This window comes from Solimonas sp. SE-A11, from assembly GCF_030345715.1.
Classification (GTDB): Bacteria; Pseudomonadota; Gammaproteobacteria; order Nevskiales; family Nevskiaceae; genus Solimonas_A.
This window is the reverse complement of the sequence record NZ_JAUASX010000003.1, coordinates 237,146-253,584: the sequence shown is the minus strand read 5'-3', so window position 1 is coordinate 253,584 and position 16,439 is coordinate 237,146. Positions and strand designations below refer to the sequence as shown.

The following is a 16,439-nucleotide window of genomic DNA, read 5'->3' as shown; positions in this document are numbered from 1 at the left end:
CTTCGTTGCGGGGCGGAATCTACTTGCGCTTCACGCGCGCCATCAGGCGCTTCTTCTTCTTGATCTGGCGGCCGGTCAGCTGGTTCTTGCGGCCCTTGAAGGGATTCTCGCTGGTCTTGAAGGTCAGCACCAGGGGCACGCCGACGAGCTTGAAGGCGTCGCGGAAGCGGTTGGTCAGGTAGCGCTTGTAGACGTCCGGCAGCTTCTCGGTCTGGTTGCCGTGCACGACGATCATCGGCGGGTTCTGGCCACCCTGGTGGGCATAGCGCAGCTTGATGCGCCGCCCCAGCACGGCCGGCGGCTGGTGCTGCTCCACCGCCTTCTCCAGCACCTTGTTCAGTTCCGGCGTCGGCATCTCGCGCATGGTGGCTTCATAGGCATCCTGCACGAAGCCCATCAGTTCGCCGACACCGGTACCGTGGCGCGCGGAGATGTAGCGCACCGGCGCGTAGTCCAGGAACGGCATCTTCAGCGTGACCTGGTAGCGCACCTGCTCGCGCTCGTCGGGCTGCAGGCCGTCCCACTTGTTCACGGCCAGGATCATGGCGCGACCGCGCTGCGCCACCAGGCCCAGCAGGCGCGCGTCCTGCTCGCTGATGTCGTTGTGGGCGTCGAGCACGGCGATCACGACGTGGGCGCGCTCGATTGCGTCCAGCGTCTTGACGATGGAGAACTTCTCCACCGCCTCCCAGACGCGGGCGCGGCGGCGGATGCCGGCGGTGTCGATCAGCGTGAACTTGCGGTCGTCGTACTCGAAGGGCACGGCGATGGCGTCGCGCGTGGTGCCCGGCATGTCGGCGGCGACCACGCGCTCTTCGCCGAGCAGGCGATTGACCAGCGTGGACTTGCCGACATTGGGACGGCCGACGATGGCCACGCAGATGCCGTCCTGCGGGCGCGGGGCTTCCTGCTCCGGGGTGTCCTTGAGCAGTTCGCGCAGCAGCCCGGCAATGCCGTCACCGTGTGCGGCCGAAACCGGCACCGGCTCGCCCAGGCCCAGCGCATAGAAATCGTTGGCGACCGTGGCCTTGGTCTGGCCCTCGGACTTGTTGACCAGCAGGGTCAGGGGCTTGCCCAGCTTGCGCAGCTGCTTGGCGATGGCCTCGTCCGGCCCCAGGCGGCCCTGCAGGCCGTCAACCAGGAACAGCACCTGGTCGGCCTCGTCCAGCGCGATCTGCGCCTGTTCTTCGGCCAGGGCGGCCAGCGGGTCGGCCGAGTCCGGCATCAGGCCGCCGGTATCCACGACGATGAAGGCCTTGTTCTCGAAGCTCCCGAAGCCGTACTGGCGATCGCGCGTCAGGCCTGGCAGGTCCGCGACGAGCGCGTCGCGCGTTCCGGTCAGCCGGTTGAACAGCGTGGACTTGCCGACGTTGGGGCGGCCGACCAGCGCGATGGTGGGGATCTTCTCGTTCATACGGCGTCATCATACCGGTGGAAACGAAAGGGCGGGCCCCAGGTACCCCTAGGGCCCGCCCTTTCTCCCACCATTGCTTACTTCAGGTGGACGGCAGCGATGCGGCCGGTACTGTTCATCACGTAGAGCAGGTCGTCACCGCTGACCAGCGCTGCGCGGATCGGGTCGCTGCCCTCGCGCGAGCGGCCGACGATCTTGCCGTCCTTGGGATCCAGCCAGTGCAGGTAGCCCTCAAAGTCACCCAGCACGACCCAGCCCTTGTAGGAGACCGGCGGCGACAGGCGGCGATTGAGCAGGGCCTCCTGCTTCCAGGCGGCAGCGCCGGTACGGGCATCCAGCGCCCAGACCACGCCGGCTTCGTCGGTGACGACCACGAAGTCGCCGGCCTCGGCGAAGCCGGTGTAGCTCTTGATCGAGCGGCGCCACAGCACCTGGCCGGTGTCGCCGTCCAGGCAGGCCACTTCACCACCGAAGCTGGCGGCGAACAGGTCCTTGCCGTTGTCGAGCAGGCTGGCGTCGACGTCGGTCAGGCGCTCCAGCTCGGTACGGCCACTGGGCACGGCCACGACCTGCTCCCACTCGGGGGTGCCGTCGGACAGCTTCAGGGCCGCCAGGCGGCCGTTGTCGAAGCCGATGTAGACACGGTTGCCGGCCACGAGCGGGGTCGACATGCCGCGCAGGGTCAGGTTGGGGACGCTACGGTCCTGCAGCCAGACACGGTCGCCGCGGGTGGCGGTGAGGCCGTAGACGCGGCCGTCGCCGCTGCGGGCCACGACGACGTCACCGTTGCCTACCGGGGCCGACATGACCTCGCTGGACACGCTGCGACGCCACTTTTCCTTGCCGTCGGCACGGGACAGGGCGATCACCTCGGCATCCAGTGTGCCGACTAGCACCAGGTCGCCGGAAACGCCGGGGCCGGAGATCACGCGACTCTGCGTGCTGGCTTCCCACAGGCGCTTGCCGGTCTTGGGCTCGAAGGCATAGACGCGGCCGGCGGTGTCCGCGGCGAACAGGGCATCGGCTTCCAGCGCCAGGCGCAAGCCGCCGAATTCACCCTTGCTGCCGTTGCCGGCGGAGTGGCTCCAAGCCGTCTGCGGCTTGACCGCTGGCGCCTCGATGCTGGTGAGCTTGGCCGGCTCGCGCACCTTGCCCTTGCTGGAGCAGGCCGCGGCGGCGGCCGCCAGCAGCAGGACCAGCAGGACGCGGGAGGTCTTCATGACTGCACCGCGAGGTCATCCAGCTTGCGCTGGAGGAGTTCGGTGGCGCCCGGCTTGTCGGCCTGGGCCTTCAGGGCCTTTTCGTAGGCCTGGCGGGCCGCATCGCGGTCGCCCTGGGCCAGCTTGATGTCGCCGCGCAGTTCGTCGAACAGGTGGCCGTACTCGCCGGCATCGCCGTCGAGCTGCTTGAGGGCGTCCTCGGGTTTGCTCTGCGCCCACAGCACGCGGGCCTGGCGCAGGCGCGCGAGGCGCTGCATGCCGGCGTCCTTGCTGTTGGCGGTGACCCACTGCAGCTGCTTGAGGGCCTCGTCCAGCTTGCCGGCCTCGACCGCCCGGGCCGCCAGCAGCAGCGCAGCGTCGGTAGCGTAGGGCGAAGCGGCGAAGTCCTTCAGCAGCTTGTCGCCGGCGGCCTGGGCGTCTTCACCCTTGCCGGCCTCGACCGCCTTCTTCATGTCCTCGTAGATCTGTGAGGCCTGCTCGGACTCGCCGGTCTTGTGGCTCTTCCACTGCTCCCAGCCGACGATGCCGGCCAGGCCGATACCCAGGCCGACCACCAGCGCCAGCCAGTTCTCCTTCCACCAGCGCTTGAGGTTCTCGACCTGTTCTTCGTCGTCGTAATGAGTCGTCACGTGGGTTTCTCGCTGAGTTCCAGCAGACCAGCCAGGTGGGCCGGGAGTTCCGGCCAACCCAGGGTTTGCTGTTGGGATTCGTTGCTGCGCAGGGATTTTACTTGAATGCGCTTTTCCGCTGCTTCCTGGTCACCCAGGATCAGGGCCAGGCGGGCACCGCTCTTGTCGGCGCGCTTGAGCTGCGCCTGGAGCTTGCCGCCACCGGCATGCAGCACCATGCGCAGGCCCGGCAGGCGATCGCGCAGGGTCTCGGCCAGCTTGCGGGCCTCGCGCTGGGCGTCGTCACCCAGCCAGCAGAAGTAGACCTGGGCCGCACCGTCCGGCAAGGACGCCTGCTGCGCGTTGAGCAGCAGGATCAGGCGCTCGACGCCGCTGGCCCAGCCCACCGCCGGGGTCGGCGTGCCGCCCAGCTGCTGCACCAGGCCGTCATAGCGGCCGCCGGCGCAGACCGTGCCCTGGGAGCCGAGCTGGGTGGTGGTCCACTCGAACACGCTGCGGCAGTAGTAGTCGAGGCCGCGCACCAGGCGCGGATTGACGTGGTAGGCGATGCCCAGGTCATCCAGGCCCTGACGCAGGCCATCGAAGTGCGCGCGCGACTCGTCGTCCAGGAAGTCCAGGATGCTCGGCGCCTCGGCCAGCAGGGCCTGGGTCTGGGCCGACTTGGAGTCCAGCACGCGCAACGGATTGGTCTGCAGGCGGCGCTGGGAGTCCGCGTCCAGCCCGGACAAGTGCTTCTCCAGGTGGCTGACCAGGGCGGCGCGATAGTTCTGCCGGGTCTCGCTGCTGCCCAGGGAGTTCAGCTCGAGCGTCAGGTCCTTCAGGCCCAGGCGCTTGAACAAGCGGGCGGACAGCGCGATCAGCTCGACATCGATGTCCGGCCCGCCCATGCCGTAGGCCTCGACGCCCAGTTGGTGGAACTGGCGGTAGCGGCCAGCCTGCGGGCGCTCGTGGCGGAACATGGGGCCGGCGTACCACAGGCGCTGCTGCTGGTTGTGCAGCAGGCCATGCTCCAGGCCGGCGCGCACGCAGGCGGCGGTGCCTTCCGGACGCAGCGCCAGCATGTCGCCCTCGCGGTCCTGGAAGGCGAACATCTCCTTCTCGACGATGTCGGTGACCTCGCCGATGGAACGCTTGAACAGCGCCAGCTGCTCGATGATGGGCAGGCGGATCTCGCCGTAACCGTAGCCGTTGAGGATGTCCGCGGCGACCGCGTGGAAATGCTGCCACTGCGCGGTGGCAGGGGGCAGCACGTCATTGAAGCCCTTTACGGACTGGAACAGGTTGGCCATGGGGTCAGGAGGTCTTGGCGGCCTTGCGGGCAACGAGCTTTTCGCGCACCAGCTTCTCGAGCACATCGACCAGCTCGTCGTTGTGTGCCTTGTGCTGGATCTTGCCGTCGACGTAGATCGAGTTGGGGCGACCGCCGGCGACGCCGATGGCGGCTTCCCTCGCCTCGCCCGGGCCGTTGACGACGCAGCCGATCACGGCCAGGTCCAGCGGCTCGTCGATCTCGTCGAAGCGGCGTTCGAGCTCGGCCACGGCCTTGATCACGTCGAAGTTCTGGCGCGAGCAGGATGGGCAGGCCACCAGGTTGATGCCGCGGTTGCGCAGGTGCAGGGACTTGAGCATGTCCCAGCCCACCTTCACTTCCTCGATCGGGTCGGCGGCCAGCGACACGCGGATGGTGTCGCCGATACCGTCGGCCAGCAGCATGCCCAGGCCGATGGCGGACTTGACCGCGCCGGCACGCAGGCCGCCGGCCTCGGTGATGCCCAGGTGCAGCGGCTGGTCGATCATCTTCGCCAGCTTGCGGTAGGCCTCCACCGTCATGAAGACCTCGGAGGCCTTCAGCGAGACCTTGAAATCATCGAAGCTGTGCTTCTGCAGGATCTCGATGTGGCGCATCGCCGACTCCACCAGGGCGTCGGAGTTGGGCTCGCCGTACTTCTCCTGCAGGTCGGCTTCCAGCGAACCGGCGTTGACGCCGATGCGGATCGGGATGCCGTGGTGGCGCGCGCAGGCGATGACCTCGGCCACCTTGCGATCGCCGCCGATGTTGCCGGGGTTGATGCGCAGGCAGTCGGCGCCGGCCTCGGCCGCGGCGAGGCCGCACTTGTAGTTGAAGTGGATATCGGCGACCAGGGGCACGTAGCCGACCTGCTTCTTGATCTTGCCGAAAGCTTCAGCGGCTTTCAGGGTCGGTACCGAGACGCGCACGATGTCGGCGCCCGCCTTCACCGCCGACTGGATCTGCGCCACGGTGGCGGCGACGTCCTCGGTATCGGTGTTGGTCATGGTCTGCACCGCGACCGGCGCATCGCCGCCCACGGTCACGCGGCCGACGCGGATGGGCCGCGACTTGCGCCGCTGGATCTGGTGGTGGCTCTTCATCGCCATGAGCGCGAAACCCCGTCTTGAATCAGCGTGCCGGCAGCGTGAAGCGCGCGGTCTTGTTGTCGCGCTGGAAGGCCTGGGTGTCGAACGGCTTGCCGCCGAACTCCACCTGCACCGCAGGCGCGTTTCCGAGGAACACGTTCAGCGGCAGCGCGCCGTTGAGCACGTGCGATTCGTTCGGCTGCGCCAGGCCGTTGAACAGGGTCTTGCCGCTGGCATCGTCCACGCGCACCCAGGAGGTGGCGGTGAACTTCAACACGGCCGAGCCGGGCCCAACGGCCGGGGCGGCCGGCGTGGCGGCGTTCGGCGCGGGTTCGGCCGCCGGAGCCGCGGGTGCCGTCGGAGCCGCAGCGGCCGGCACCGCGATGGCCGTGCCGGCATCGGCGGGAACGCCGGTGGCATCCGGCGCGGCGGGAGCAGGCACCTCGGCCGGGGTGGCGGCAGGCACGGCGATATCCGCGCCGGGCACCACGGTGGCATCGCTGGCGGCCGGAGCGGCGGCCAGGCCCGCCTCGCCCGCCTGAACCGGCGGCTGGCCGCCGGTGTTGCGTGCCACCCAGACCACGGCGCAAACCAGTACGGCGATCATCGCGCCGACCAGGGCCAGCGTCAGCGGCAGGCGGCTGGCGGAGCCGAGGTCGGCGCCGGAGGCCAGGCGCAGCTTTGCTGGGGGCAGCGGCTGGCGCGGCGCCACGCGGGCCTGGTAGGCATCGAGCAAGGCCTTCTCGGGGAGGTCGAGCACCTTGGCGCACTTGCGGTAGTAGCCGCGCACGTAAACCGGCTCCAGCAGCGCGCTGAAATCGTCGCGCTCCAGCGCCTCGATGGTGCTGTACGACAGCTTGGTGACGCCGGCCAGCTCGTCGAGCGACAGGTGCATGCGCTCGCGTCCCTGGCGGATCATCGCACCGGGGCTGGCCTCCGTGGCCGTTGCGGGCTGCTCGCCCGTCGTCTGGGTTTCGTTTTCAGCGTTCATCGTTCTGGTGGGTCTTCAGCATCATGGCGGCTTCCGCGGAATCGGGAAACTCGCGCTTCAATCGGATCTGGTACTTGCGCGCGGCATCCCAGTCACCCAGGCCAACCTCGGCCTGGGCGGCCTGCCACAGCATCTGCGGCGACGCCGCGGCGCCGGACTGTTCGTAGCGCTGCGTGAAGGCACGTGCGCGCAGGTAGTCCTGCTTCTCGACGCACAGGGCGATCATCTGCGCCAGCGCATCGGGGAAGGTCGGGTTGACGCGCAGGGCTTCGCGCAGGTAGCTCTCGGCCTTCTCGGGGTCCTTGCTGCGGAAGCAGACGCCTGCGTTGGTCCAGGCCACCTCGGGCGTGGCGTAGCGACGGTCGCGCGCGGCCTGCAGGAAGTACTCCACGCCATCGGCACTCTTGCCGCGGCCGCAAAGGAAGGCGCCGAAGTTGTTGCGCACCTGGGAATCGTTGGGGTTCAGCGACAGCGAGCGGCGGTAGTTGCGCTCGGCCGGATCCATTTCGCCGCGCTGCTGGTAGACGAAGGCCAGCGCCGCGTAGGTCAGGGCGTTGGAGGAATCCTGCTCCAGGGCGCGCTGCAGTTTTTCCTCGGCCAACTGCAACTGGCCATTGCGCGCGTAGTCGATGCCCAGCTGGGTGTTGATGCGCGAGGCTTCCTGCTTGTTGCCGCGATTGCCGGAGGAGGCACAGGCACCCAGGAGGGCCGCGAGCAGCACCACGGCCAGGAGGCGCATCAGCCCAGCCTCACGGGAATGTCGCGCAGGCGGTTCTTCTGCTTGGACTGCACGCGGCCGACGAGCTGGCCGCAGGCCGCGTCGATATCGTCGCCGCGCGTCTTGCGGGTGGTGGTGATGATGCGCTTGGCGCGCAGCACCTCGCCGAAGGCACGGATCGCTTCCGGCTTGGAGCGCGTGTAGTCCGAGCCCGGGAAGGGGTTGAACGGAATGAGGTTCACCTTGGCGGGCATGTTGCCCAGCAGCTTCGCCAGGTCGCGCGCCAGCGCGGGCGAATCGTTGACACCGTCGAGCATGACGTACTCGTAGACGATGTGCGTCTTGCGGTCCTTGCCCTCGACATAGCGACGGCAGGCGGCCATCAGCTCTTCGATGTTGTACTTGCGGTTGATCGGCACCAGCTCGTTGCGCAGCGCGTCGTTGGGCGCGTGCAGCGAGACGGCCAGGGCGGTGTCGACGTCGCCGCGCAGGCGGTCCATGAACGGCACCAGGCCGGAGGTGGAGACCGTGACCCGGCGCTTGGACATGCCGAAGCCGAAGTCGTCCAGCAGGATGCGGATGGCGGGCAGCACCGCGCCGTAGTTGGCCAGCGGCTCGCCCATGCCCATGAACACGATGTTGGAGATCACGCGCTCATTCTGGAAATCCCCGCCCAGCGTGCGGGCGGCGAACCAGACCTGGGCGATGATCTCGGCCGTGGTCATGTTGCGGTTGAGGCCCTGCTGCGCGGTGGAGCAGAACGAACAGTCCATGGCGCAGCCGACCTGCGAGCTGATGCACAGCGTCGCGCGGCCTTCCTCGGGGATGTAGACCGTCTCGATGGCGTTGCCGCCATCAAGGCGCAGCACCCACTTGCGGGTGCCGTCCTGCGATACCTGCTCGGCGAGCAACTCCGGCGTGCGAATCTCGAAGCGTTCGGCCAGCTTGCCGCGCAAATCCTTCGAGATGTTGGTCATGCCGTCGAAGTCGCCCTGCCCGCGCCGGTAGATCCACTGCATGATCTGGTCGGCGCGGAAGGGCTTCTCGCCGGCCTCCGCGAAGCGCGCGCGCAGCTCGGTCCGGTCGAGACCGAACAGATTGACGGGCGTGCTGGCGGAGGCGGCGGTCATCGGCTTAGCGCGTGCGCGGGCAGAGCTCGGTGGCGCGGAAGAAGTAGCCGATCTCGCGCTTGGCGCTGTCGACGCTGTCCGAACCGTGGACGGCGTTCTCGTCGATCGAGGCGGCGAAGTCGGCGCGGATGGTGCCCGGCGCGGCCTTCTTCGGGTCGGTGGCGCCCATGATGTCGCGGTGGGCCAGGACGGCGTTCTCGCCTTCCAGCACGGACACGACGACCGGGCCGCTGGTCATGAAGCTGACGAGATCCTTGAAGAAGCCGCGCGCGCTGTGCTCGGCGTAGAAGCCTTCGGCTTCACCCGAGGTCAGGTGCGTCATGCGCGAGGCAACGATCTTCAGGCCGGCCTTCTCGAAGCGGGAGTAGATCTCGCCAATGTGGTTCTTGCCGACAGCGTCCGGCTTGATGATGGAAAGGGTGCGTTCGACAGCCACGGGTGAAACTCCTTGAAAAGGCGGGAGGAAGCGGGCCCAGGCCAGCCGATTGCGATCCGGCCGGGCTATAAGCCCTCGTAAAACAAGGAATTGTAAAGGGTATTGCCGCACTGCGGCAATTGTATGAAGGCGGATATTTCCGCCTACGGGGCCGACCGGGGACTCAGACGGTGAAGCTCTCGCCGCAGCCGCACTCGCCCTTGACGTTGGGATTGAGGAACTTGAAGGCCTCGTTCAGGCCCTGCTTCTGGAAGTCCAGGGTCAGGCCGGCGAGCACGGGCAGGTGCTCAGGGTGAATCACGATCTTGGCCCCGTGCTGCTCGAACACTTCCTCACCCGGCTTTACTTCGTCCGCATAATCAATGACGTAGGCGTATCCGGAGCAACCGGACTTGCGCACGCCGAGACGCAGGCCAAGGCCCTTGCCGCGGTTGGCCAGCTGGGTTTCGATGCGCCGGGCGGCGCTGGGGGTCAGTTGAATCGTCATGCCAAGCTCATCTGTCGTTCCAGGGCCAGGACGGCGTCCTCGCCCAATAAGGCACATTGGGCCTTGTCGTCGCCGATTTCAAGCGCAGCCCTCAGATCGGCCGCCGACAGCTGGAGTTCCCCGGCCGACCGGCCTTCCAGCCAGCCCGCCAGCCACTCGCCCACCGCCAGGGTGACCGGGCAGCCATAGGCCTGCCAGGCAGCCCGGACGATGCGCCGGCCGTCCAGCTCGGCCTGCAGGCGCAGCCGCAGGGCGCCCGCCGGGCTGCCGGCGCTGGCGGCGATAGCGCCCTCCGGCAGGGTGGCGGCATGCCGCGGATCGGAGAAGGCGGCCCAGACGGGGGCGGCGTAGCCATGGGCGTTGAGCGGCGGTGACACGAGGGCGGCGGTGCCGCTGCCGGCGATCCGGCGAAGGCTGCCGACCGCGCCGATCACCCGGGCGGCGGCCTGGTCGACCTCCGCCGGGGTCGTGCCGCGGCCCAGGGAGAAGCGCAGCGAGGCGCCGGCCAGCTCGTCGTCGCGCCCCAGCGCGCGCAAGACATAGGACGGCTCGCGTGTGGCCGAGGAGCAGGCGGAGCCGCTGGACACGGCCAGGTCTCCCAGGCTGGCTCGCAGGCTTTCGCCCTCCACACCCTCGAAGGAGAGGTTGAGGATGCCGGGAGCGCGGGATTGCGGGTGGCCATTCAGGTGCAGGCCTGGCAGCGCGGCCTGCAGAAGCTGCTGCAGGCGATCACGCAAAGCGGACAGGCGCGCACCCTCCTCCGCCATCCGCTCGCCGGCGATGCGGCAGGCCTCGCCGAAACCCGCGATCTGGTGGGTGGGCAGCGTGCCGGAGCGCATGCCTTGCTCGTGGCCACCGCCGTGCAACTGGGGGCTCAAGCGCGCGCGCGGACGCTTGCGCACGAACAGCGCGCCGATGCCCTGGGGACCATAGAGCTTGTGCGCGGACAGCGACAGCAGGTCGGCGGGGGTGCGCGACAGGTCGATCGGCAGCTTGCCGGCGGCCTGCACGGCATCGACATGGAACAGGATGCCGCGCTCGCGCAGCAGCGGCGCCAGGGCCTCCACCGGATTGATGCCGCCGGTTTCGTTGTTGACCCACATCAGCGAGACCAGGGCGGTATCCGGCGTCAGTGCCGCCAGCACCTGCTCCGCGGTAATCAGGCCCTGGGCGTCGGGCTTGAGCCAGGTGACCCGCAGGCCCTGGCTCTCGAGCTGGCGCACGCTGTCGACCACCGACTTGTGCTCGGTGCGGGCGGTGACCATATGAGCGCCGCGCAGCCCTCGGAACTCCAGGGCGCCCTTGATCGCGAGGTTGTTGGCCTCGGTGGCGCCGGAGGTCCAGATGATCTCCTCCGGCTGCGCCCCCAGCAGGGCGGCGACCTGGCTGCGGGCGCGCTCCACGGCGGCGCGGGCGGCCTGGCCCCAGGCGTGGTCGGAGGCGGGATTGCCGAAGCGGCCCTGCAGCCAGGGCAGCATGGCCTGCAGCACCGCCGGATCCAGGGGCGTGGTGGCGGCGTGGTCGAGGTAGATCATGCCGACACGAAGCCGCGCAGTGCGACGAGGAACTGCTCGATCTCCGCGGGCTTGTTGTCCTGGCCGAGGCTGACGCGGATGGCGCCCTTGGCGGTGTCGCGGTCCAGGCCCATGCCGATCAGCACGTGGCTGGGCTCACCCAGGCCGCTGGCACAGGCGGAACCGCTGGAGACGGCGAAACCCTTGCGGTCCAGCTGCATCAGCAGGGCCTCGCCGTCGTAACCGGCGAGCGCGAACTGCACGGTATTGGGCAGGCGCTCGGCCGACTCGCCGAAGATGCGAATGCCGGGGATTTCCCGCAGGCCCTGCTCGAGCGGACGGCGCAGCGCCAGGACATGGTGGGCGCGGGCCTCCAGTTCCTGCAGGGCCAGTTCGGCGGCGACGCCGAAGCCGACGATGCTGGCCACGTTCTCGGTACCGCCGCGCAGGCCGCGCTCCTGGGCGCCGCCATGATGCAGGGGTGTGAGTTCGACGTGGCTCTTAACCGCCAGCGCGCCAATGCCCTTGGGGCCATAGATCTTGTGGCTGGACAGGCTCATCAGATCAGCCTGCAGCGCGTCGAAGTCCACCGGAATCTTGCCGGCCGCCTGCACGGCATCCACGTGCAGCCAGGCGCCGGCGGCATGGACCAGGGCCGCCGCGCGGCCGATGTCCTGGATCACACCGGTCTCGTTGTTGGCACGCATCAGGGCCACCAGGCGCACGGGGCCGGCGCCGAGCTGGCGTTCAAAGGCGGGCCAGTCGACCAGGCCGTCGGCATTCACCGCCACCGGCTCGACCTGCCAGCCTCGCTCCTTCAGCGACTCGGCCGCCTCCATCACCGCCGGGTGCTCGGTGACGCCATAAAGCAGGCGCGTGGGCGCGACGCGGTCGGTGGTGCCCTTCAGCGCGAGGTTGTTGGACTCGGTACCGCCGGAGGTCCAGAGTATCTCGCCGGGCTGGGCGTTGATCAGCTGCGCGACCTGGGCACGCGCCTGCTCCACGGCGTCGCGCGCGGCGCGACCATAGCGGTGCAGCGAGGAGGCATTGCCGTAGGGCCCCGACAAGTAGGGCAGCATGGCTTCCAGCACGCGCGGGTCGACGCGGGTGGTGGCGTTGTGGTCGAGGTAGGTGGGCATGGGATCGCTACCCGCGAGGGCGGCCGTTTCTCAGTCGGCCTGAGAGCCGCCGCTTTTCACGACGGGGCCTTCCGCACAGAATTCCGGCAGGTCGAGCTTCGACAGCTCGGTCTCCGGCATGCGGGCGTCCATCTGGTGCAGCACCCTGCACAGCTGCACGACGCGTTCGTCCAGCTCCTGGATGTGGCTGAGCATGCGCGAGATGGCACCAGCCACGGGATCCGGCATGTCCTTGGACAGGCCATAGGCATCGAAGCCCAGGGTCTGGGCGATGGCCTTGACCTGCTCGGAGGGCTCGATCTGCTCCTGCACGATGCGCGCGGGGATACCCACCGCCGTGGCGCCAGGCGGTACTTCCTTGACCACCACAGCGTTGGAACCGATGCGCGCACCCTCGCCCACCGTGAACGGCCCCAGCACCTTGGCGCCACCACCGACCACCACCTTGTTGCCCAGTGTGGGGTGGCGCTTGCCCTGGTTCCAGCTGGTGCCGCCCAGGGTGACGCCCTGGTAGAGGGTGACGTCGTCGCCGATCTCGGCGGTCTCGCCGATCACCACGCCCATGCCGTGGTCGATGAACAGGCGGCGGCCGATCTTCGCACCCGGATGGATCTCGATGCCGGTCAGCCAGCGCGACCAGTGGGCGGTCCAGCGTGCCAGCCAGCGCCAGCCGCCGTTCCACAGGGCATGGGCGATGCGGTGCATCCAGACGGCGTGCAGCCCCGGATAGCAGGTGAGCACTTCCCAGGTGGTGCGCGCGGCAGGGTCGCGCTGGAACACGCTGGCAATGTCTTCACGGATGCGGGCGAACATGACGGTCTCGGGGTCGCAATGAGGCGCGGATTCTAGACCGTTCCGCTATTCCCCGCCGGCCTCGTCGCTGGGCTCCAGCGGGATACGCCGGCCCTTGGGGCGCTCGAAGGAGGTCAGGATGCCGCGCAGGATGTTGAGCTCGTTGCGGTCCGGCATGGCGCGTCCATAGAACTGCCGCAGGCGCCGCATCAGGTGGCGGGGGTTGGCCGGGTCCAGGAAACCGGTGGACAGCAGGATGCGCTGCAGGTGCTCGTAGTAGCGCTCCAGGTCGTCGGCCGAGGGGGCCTCGTACCAGGGGTGGCCGTCCTTGGAGGAGACCTTGGGCACCTCGGGGAAGGCCACCTTGCGCAGCTCGTAGGCCATGATCTGGACGGCCTGGGACAGGTTCAGCGAGGTATAGCCGGGGTTGGCGGGAATCAGCGCCCGGGCATGGCAACGATCCAGTTCCTCGTTGGTCAGGCCGGTGCGTTCGCAACCGAACATCAGGGCCACCGGGGCGCTGACCGACAGAGCCATGGCGCGCTCGGCCGTGGCCCAGGGGGTCAGCGGCTCGTCACCCAGGTGCCGGACCCGGGCCGACAGACCCACCACCCAGCCGCAGCCGACCAGGGCCTCGTCGAGGCTGGAGACCACCCGGGCCCGGTCCAGCACCTCCAGGGCCCCGGCGGCATTGGCCCGGGCCTGGGGGTGGGGGTAGCGCTCGGGGTTGACCAGCACCAGTTCGGTCAGGCCCATGGTCAGCATGGCCCGGGCCACCGAGCCGATGTTGCCCGGGTGCTGGGTGGAGACAAGGACGACGCGGAGGTTCGCCAGGGGGCCCGCAGGGGGCTCCGGGGCGCGGGCGGGGGCGGTTTCGGAAGACATGCGTGATATTCTATCGTCCTCTCCTTCGCTCCTTTCCATTCCTTCGGTCCTGCCATGCATCCGCTGGTCAATATCGCCGTTTCCGCCGCCCGGGCGGGCGGCAACTTCATCATGCGCAACTTCGAGCGCTCCGATCAGCTGGTGATCGAGCGCAAGAGCCGCAACGACTTCGTGACCCAGGTGGACCGGGGCGCCGAGCAGGAGATCATCGCGATCATCCGCAAGGCCTACCCCCAGCACGCGATCCTGGCGGAGGAAAGCGGTGCCCACGGCGACAGCGATGTCACCTGGATCATCGACCCGCTGGACGGTACCACCAACTTCCTGCACCGGATCCCGCATTTCGCGGTGTCTATCGGCATCCAGGTCAAGGGGCGCCTCGAGCACGGCGTGATCTACGCCCCCTGCACCCAGGACCTGTATGTGGCCTCCCGCGGCTCGGGCGCCCTGCTCAACAACCGCCGCATCCGCGTCAGCAACTGCAAGGACCTGGACCAGGCCCTGATCGGCACCGGCGTGCCGCTGCGCGAGGAGTACATGGAGCGCTACCTGCCGACGCTGCAGCGGATCGCCGCCCAGACCGCCGGTGTCCGCCGCGCCGGGTCCGCAGCCCTGGACCTGGCCTACGTTGCCGCCGGACGCTTCGAGGCGTTCTGGGAGTTCAACCTGAAGCCCTGGGACATGGCAGCCGGCATCGTGCTGGTCCAGGAAGCCGGCGGCACGGTGCGGGAACTGCTGGACGAGAATGACGACCCGCTGAACACCGGCCATGTCTTTGCCGCCTCGGCGAAAATGGCCGATCCGATCCACGAAATCCTGAAGTCCTGAACGCAGCATGTTCAAGAAGATCGCCGTCATCTGCACAGGCAACATCTGCCGCAGCCCCATTGGCGAGGGCCTGCTCAAGGCCCGCCTTCAAGGCGGGGACAACATGGTGGTCTCGGCCGGCATCGGCGCGCTCGTCGGAGCCCCGGCCGATGGCCATGCTATTGATGTCATGCGGGCGAAGAATCACGACATCACCTCGCATCGTGCCCAGCAGGCGACCCTGGGGCTGCTGTCGTCGATGGACCTGATCCTGACCATGGACCAGACTCACAGCGACTGGATCAATCGCCAGTATCCGCAGCTGCGGGGCCGCGTCCACAAGATATTGAAGTGGAACGGCAACCTCGACGTGGAGGATCCCTACCGCCTGCCGCTGGCCGCCTTCGAGAAAGCCTATGCCGACATCGACACCGGCGTGGAGCGATGGATGACGTATCTCCAGCCAAAATAAAACCGCCGGCAAAGCCGGCGATTTCATGGATTGCGCTGCGATCCGCCGTGACCCGCGGCACGGAGTTCCACCGTTGCCGCCAGCCACGACAGCCCGTTCATCAATCGTTGATCAGGCGATCCAGCTGGAAGGTTGCCGAGATCGTCGGCAGCAGCTGATTGATGATGCGGTTGTACTTCGAGAAGTCCGTCGAGGCGACATAGACGACGTCACGCGGCTGCAGGGGGAAGCGCTCCGCCAGCAGCAGGCCCTCCGCGCGGGAAAGATCCAGCGCATAGACCTTCGGCAACAGCGAACCGCTCGCGTCGGCGCTGCGCGAGGCCGCCGGCTGGCCGCTGGCGATCGCCGGGACGGGCTCCGCCGGAGCACCGGCATCCCTGCGGCGGAAGACGAAGATCGCGCCGGCATTGGCACCCAGCTTGTCCAGGCCACCTCCGGCGGTCAGGGCCTCTGCCAGGGAAATGTCCGTACGCTGGCGCACGATGGTCTTCTGGGTCACGAAATCACCCAGCAGGAAAATCTTGTCGTCGGAAACATCGTCGACATGCACCTGGTCGTTCGCCTGCAGGCGAACATTGGCCTGGACATCGCCACGACCAATCTTTTCCAGGTTCAGCTCGGTGACCACTCCGTCACGCGTCAACAGCACGTGGCGACGGTTGGACAGTTCGGTAAATCCCCCCGAAGCGGCAATCACGTCCAGCACGCCCGAGGCAGTCTCGTTTAGGAAGACCATGCCCGGCTTGGCCACTTCACCCGTGATGTAGATGCGCTGCGAGCGGAACTCGATCACGCGCACGTCTACCTGCGGCTCACGGATGAGGCGGGTCAGCGAGCGGGTGAGGTTCGCGCGCAGTTCCGCGGCGGTCAGGCCTGCGGCCTGGGTCTTGCCGACGTATGGGAAAAAGATGGTCCCGTCGGAGTCGACGACTCGGCCGCTGGCAGAAGCATCGCCCTGGGCTTGGCCGCTGGGGTTGTTCAGTTCGGGACGCTCCCAGACGACAACGCGAAGCACGTCGCCAACCCCGATGCGGTAAACGTAGGCATCGGCTGCGCCTTGCATGCCCGCCAGGCTGGCTGCGGCCGGTCTCGCGGTGCGCGAGGCCAGCGCCTCCGCGACAACGACCTCCGGGGTTACCTTGACGATCTCGAGGCCAGGTACAGAGACTCGGCCGTCGTCGATATCGTTACGCATACCCGGGGTGATCGAGCACCCGGCGAGCATGACGGCGGCAACGATCGGCGCTGCGCGCCGTCCGAGAACCGGACTAAATGAAAACAGCTGCATGGCATCTCCCGACTTGGTGTCTTGTTCCTGGCCGTCCCTGGCCCCGCTGACTCGCGGCTGAAGGGCTCCGCACAGAGCCGCTCGCCCTGCCTGCACAGGCCACGCGCGCTGCGCCGGCCTTGAGCCAGTTCATCTTACCCG

17 protein-coding genes are annotated in these 16,439 nt (G+C 68.2%); 2 read left to right on the top strand and 15 right to left on the bottom strand.

Features of this window, described 5'->3' with window-relative positions; translation table 11 throughout:
- Nucleotides 1-19 precede the first annotated feature (19 nt).
- The 14 genes from der to QT386_RS06035 all read right to left on the bottom strand — a co-directional run bounded on the left by der (nt 20) and on the right by QT386_RS06035 (nt 13,731).
- Nucleotides 20-1,414, bottom strand: coding sequence for a ribosome biogenesis GTPase Der (der, locus tag QT386_RS06100; protein WP_289272856.1), 1,395 nt, complete (start codon nt 1,412-1,414; stop codon nt 20-22).
- A 77-nt stretch (nt 1,415-1,491) separates the two neighbouring features.
- Nucleotides 1,492-2,634 (bottom strand): outer membrane protein assembly factor BamB, encoded by a 1,143-nt coding sequence (gene bamB / locus QT386_RS06095; RefSeq protein ID WP_289272855.1) that lies wholly within the window; start codon nt 2,632-2,634, stop codon nt 1,492-1,494.
- Nucleotides 2,631-3,263, bottom strand: coding sequence for a tetratricopeptide repeat protein (locus QT386_RS06090; RefSeq protein ID WP_289272854.1), 633 nt, complete (start codon nt 3,261-3,263; stop codon nt 2,631-2,633). Before QT386_RS06090 ends, bamB begins: the two co-directional genes overlap by 4 nt.
- Nucleotides 3,260-4,552, bottom strand: a complete 1,293-nt coding sequence (gene hisS, locus QT386_RS06085; RefSeq protein ID WP_289272853.1) for a histidine--tRNA ligase — start codon at nt 4,550-4,552, stop codon at nt 3,260-3,262. The genes QT386_RS06090 and hisS overlap by 4 nt, the downstream gene beginning before the upstream one ends.
- Before the next feature lie 4 nt (nt 4,553-4,556).
- Nucleotides 4,557-5,654: a flavodoxin-dependent (E)-4-hydroxy-3-methylbut-2-enyl-diphosphate synthase gene (gene ispG / locus QT386_RS06080; protein WP_289272913.1), complete on the bottom strand. Its 1,098-nt coding sequence runs from the start codon at nt 5,652-5,654 to the stop codon at nt 4,557-4,559.
- Between the two features lie 28 nt (nt 5,655-5,682).
- Nucleotides 5,683-6,630, bottom strand: a complete 948-nt coding sequence (locus tag QT386_RS06075) for a RodZ domain-containing protein (protein ID WP_289272852.1) — start codon at nt 6,628-6,630, stop codon at nt 5,683-5,685.
- Nucleotides 6,620-7,369: a type IV pilus biogenesis/stability protein PilW gene (gene pilW, locus QT386_RS06070; RefSeq protein ID WP_289272851.1), complete on the bottom strand. Its 750-nt coding sequence runs from the start codon at nt 7,367-7,369 to the stop codon at nt 6,620-6,622. The genes QT386_RS06075 and pilW overlap by 11 nt, the downstream gene beginning before the upstream one ends.
- Nucleotides 7,369-8,478: a 23S rRNA (adenine(2503)-C(2))-methyltransferase RlmN gene (rlmN, locus tag QT386_RS06065; protein WP_289272850.1), complete on the bottom strand. Its 1,110-nt coding sequence runs from the start codon at nt 8,476-8,478 to the stop codon at nt 7,369-7,371. The genes pilW and rlmN overlap by 1 nt, the downstream gene beginning before the upstream one ends.
- 4 nt (nt 8,479-8,482) lie before the next feature.
- Complete coding sequence (ndk, locus tag QT386_RS06060) at nt 8,483-8,914, bottom strand: nucleoside-diphosphate kinase (protein ID WP_289272849.1); 432 nt, start codon at nt 8,912-8,914, stop codon at nt 8,483-8,485.
- Between the two features lie 163 nt (nt 8,915-9,077).
- The gene (locus QT386_RS06055) at nt 9,078-9,401 is read right to left on the bottom strand and encodes an iron-sulfur cluster assembly accessory protein (protein ID WP_289272848.1); all 324 of its coding nucleotides are present in this window, start codon (nt 9,399-9,401) and stop codon (nt 9,078-9,080) included.
- The gene (locus QT386_RS06050) at nt 9,398-10,936 is read right to left on the bottom strand and encodes an aminotransferase class V-fold PLP-dependent enzyme (protein ID WP_289272847.1); all 1,539 of its coding nucleotides are present in this window, start codon (nt 10,934-10,936) and stop codon (nt 9,398-9,400) included. Before QT386_RS06050 ends, QT386_RS06055 begins: the two co-directional genes overlap by 4 nt.
- The gene (locus tag QT386_RS06045) at nt 10,933-12,054 is read right to left on the bottom strand and encodes a cysteine desulfurase family protein (protein ID WP_289272846.1); all 1,122 of its coding nucleotides are present in this window, start codon (nt 12,052-12,054) and stop codon (nt 10,933-10,935) included. Before QT386_RS06045 ends, QT386_RS06050 begins: the two co-directional genes overlap by 4 nt.
- A gap of 30 nt (nt 12,055-12,084) precedes the next feature.
- Nucleotides 12,085-12,867, bottom strand: a complete 783-nt coding sequence (gene cysE / locus QT386_RS06040) for a serine O-acetyltransferase (RefSeq protein ID WP_289272845.1) — start codon at nt 12,865-12,867, stop codon at nt 12,085-12,087.
- 45 nt (nt 12,868-12,912) lie between these two features.
- On the bottom strand, nt 12,913-13,731 hold the full coding sequence (locus tag QT386_RS06035; RefSeq protein WP_289272844.1) for an RNA methyltransferase: 819 nt from the start codon (nt 13,729-13,731) through the stop codon (nt 12,913-12,915).
- Between the two features lie 54 nt (nt 13,732-13,785).
- Between QT386_RS06035 and QT386_RS06030 the strand changes: the two genes are divergently transcribed.
- Complete coding sequence (locus QT386_RS06030) at nt 13,786-14,559, top strand: inositol monophosphatase family protein (RefSeq protein WP_289272843.1); 774 nt, start codon at nt 13,786-13,788, stop codon at nt 14,557-14,559.
- A gap of 7 nt (nt 14,560-14,566) precedes the next feature.
- Entirely contained in the window at nt 14,567-15,010 is a 444-nt protein-coding gene (locus QT386_RS06025) for a low molecular weight protein-tyrosine-phosphatase (RefSeq protein WP_289272842.1), read from the top strand.
- A 100-nt stretch (nt 15,011-15,110) separates the two neighbouring features.
- Here QT386_RS06025 and QT386_RS06020 read toward each other — a convergent pair whose 3' ends face one another.
- A complete protein-coding gene (locus tag QT386_RS06020; protein WP_289272841.1) occupies nt 15,111-16,298 on the bottom strand; it encodes a polysaccharide biosynthesis/export family protein in 1,188 nt (395 codons plus the stop codon).
- Nucleotides 16,299-16,439: the final 141 nt, after the last annotated feature.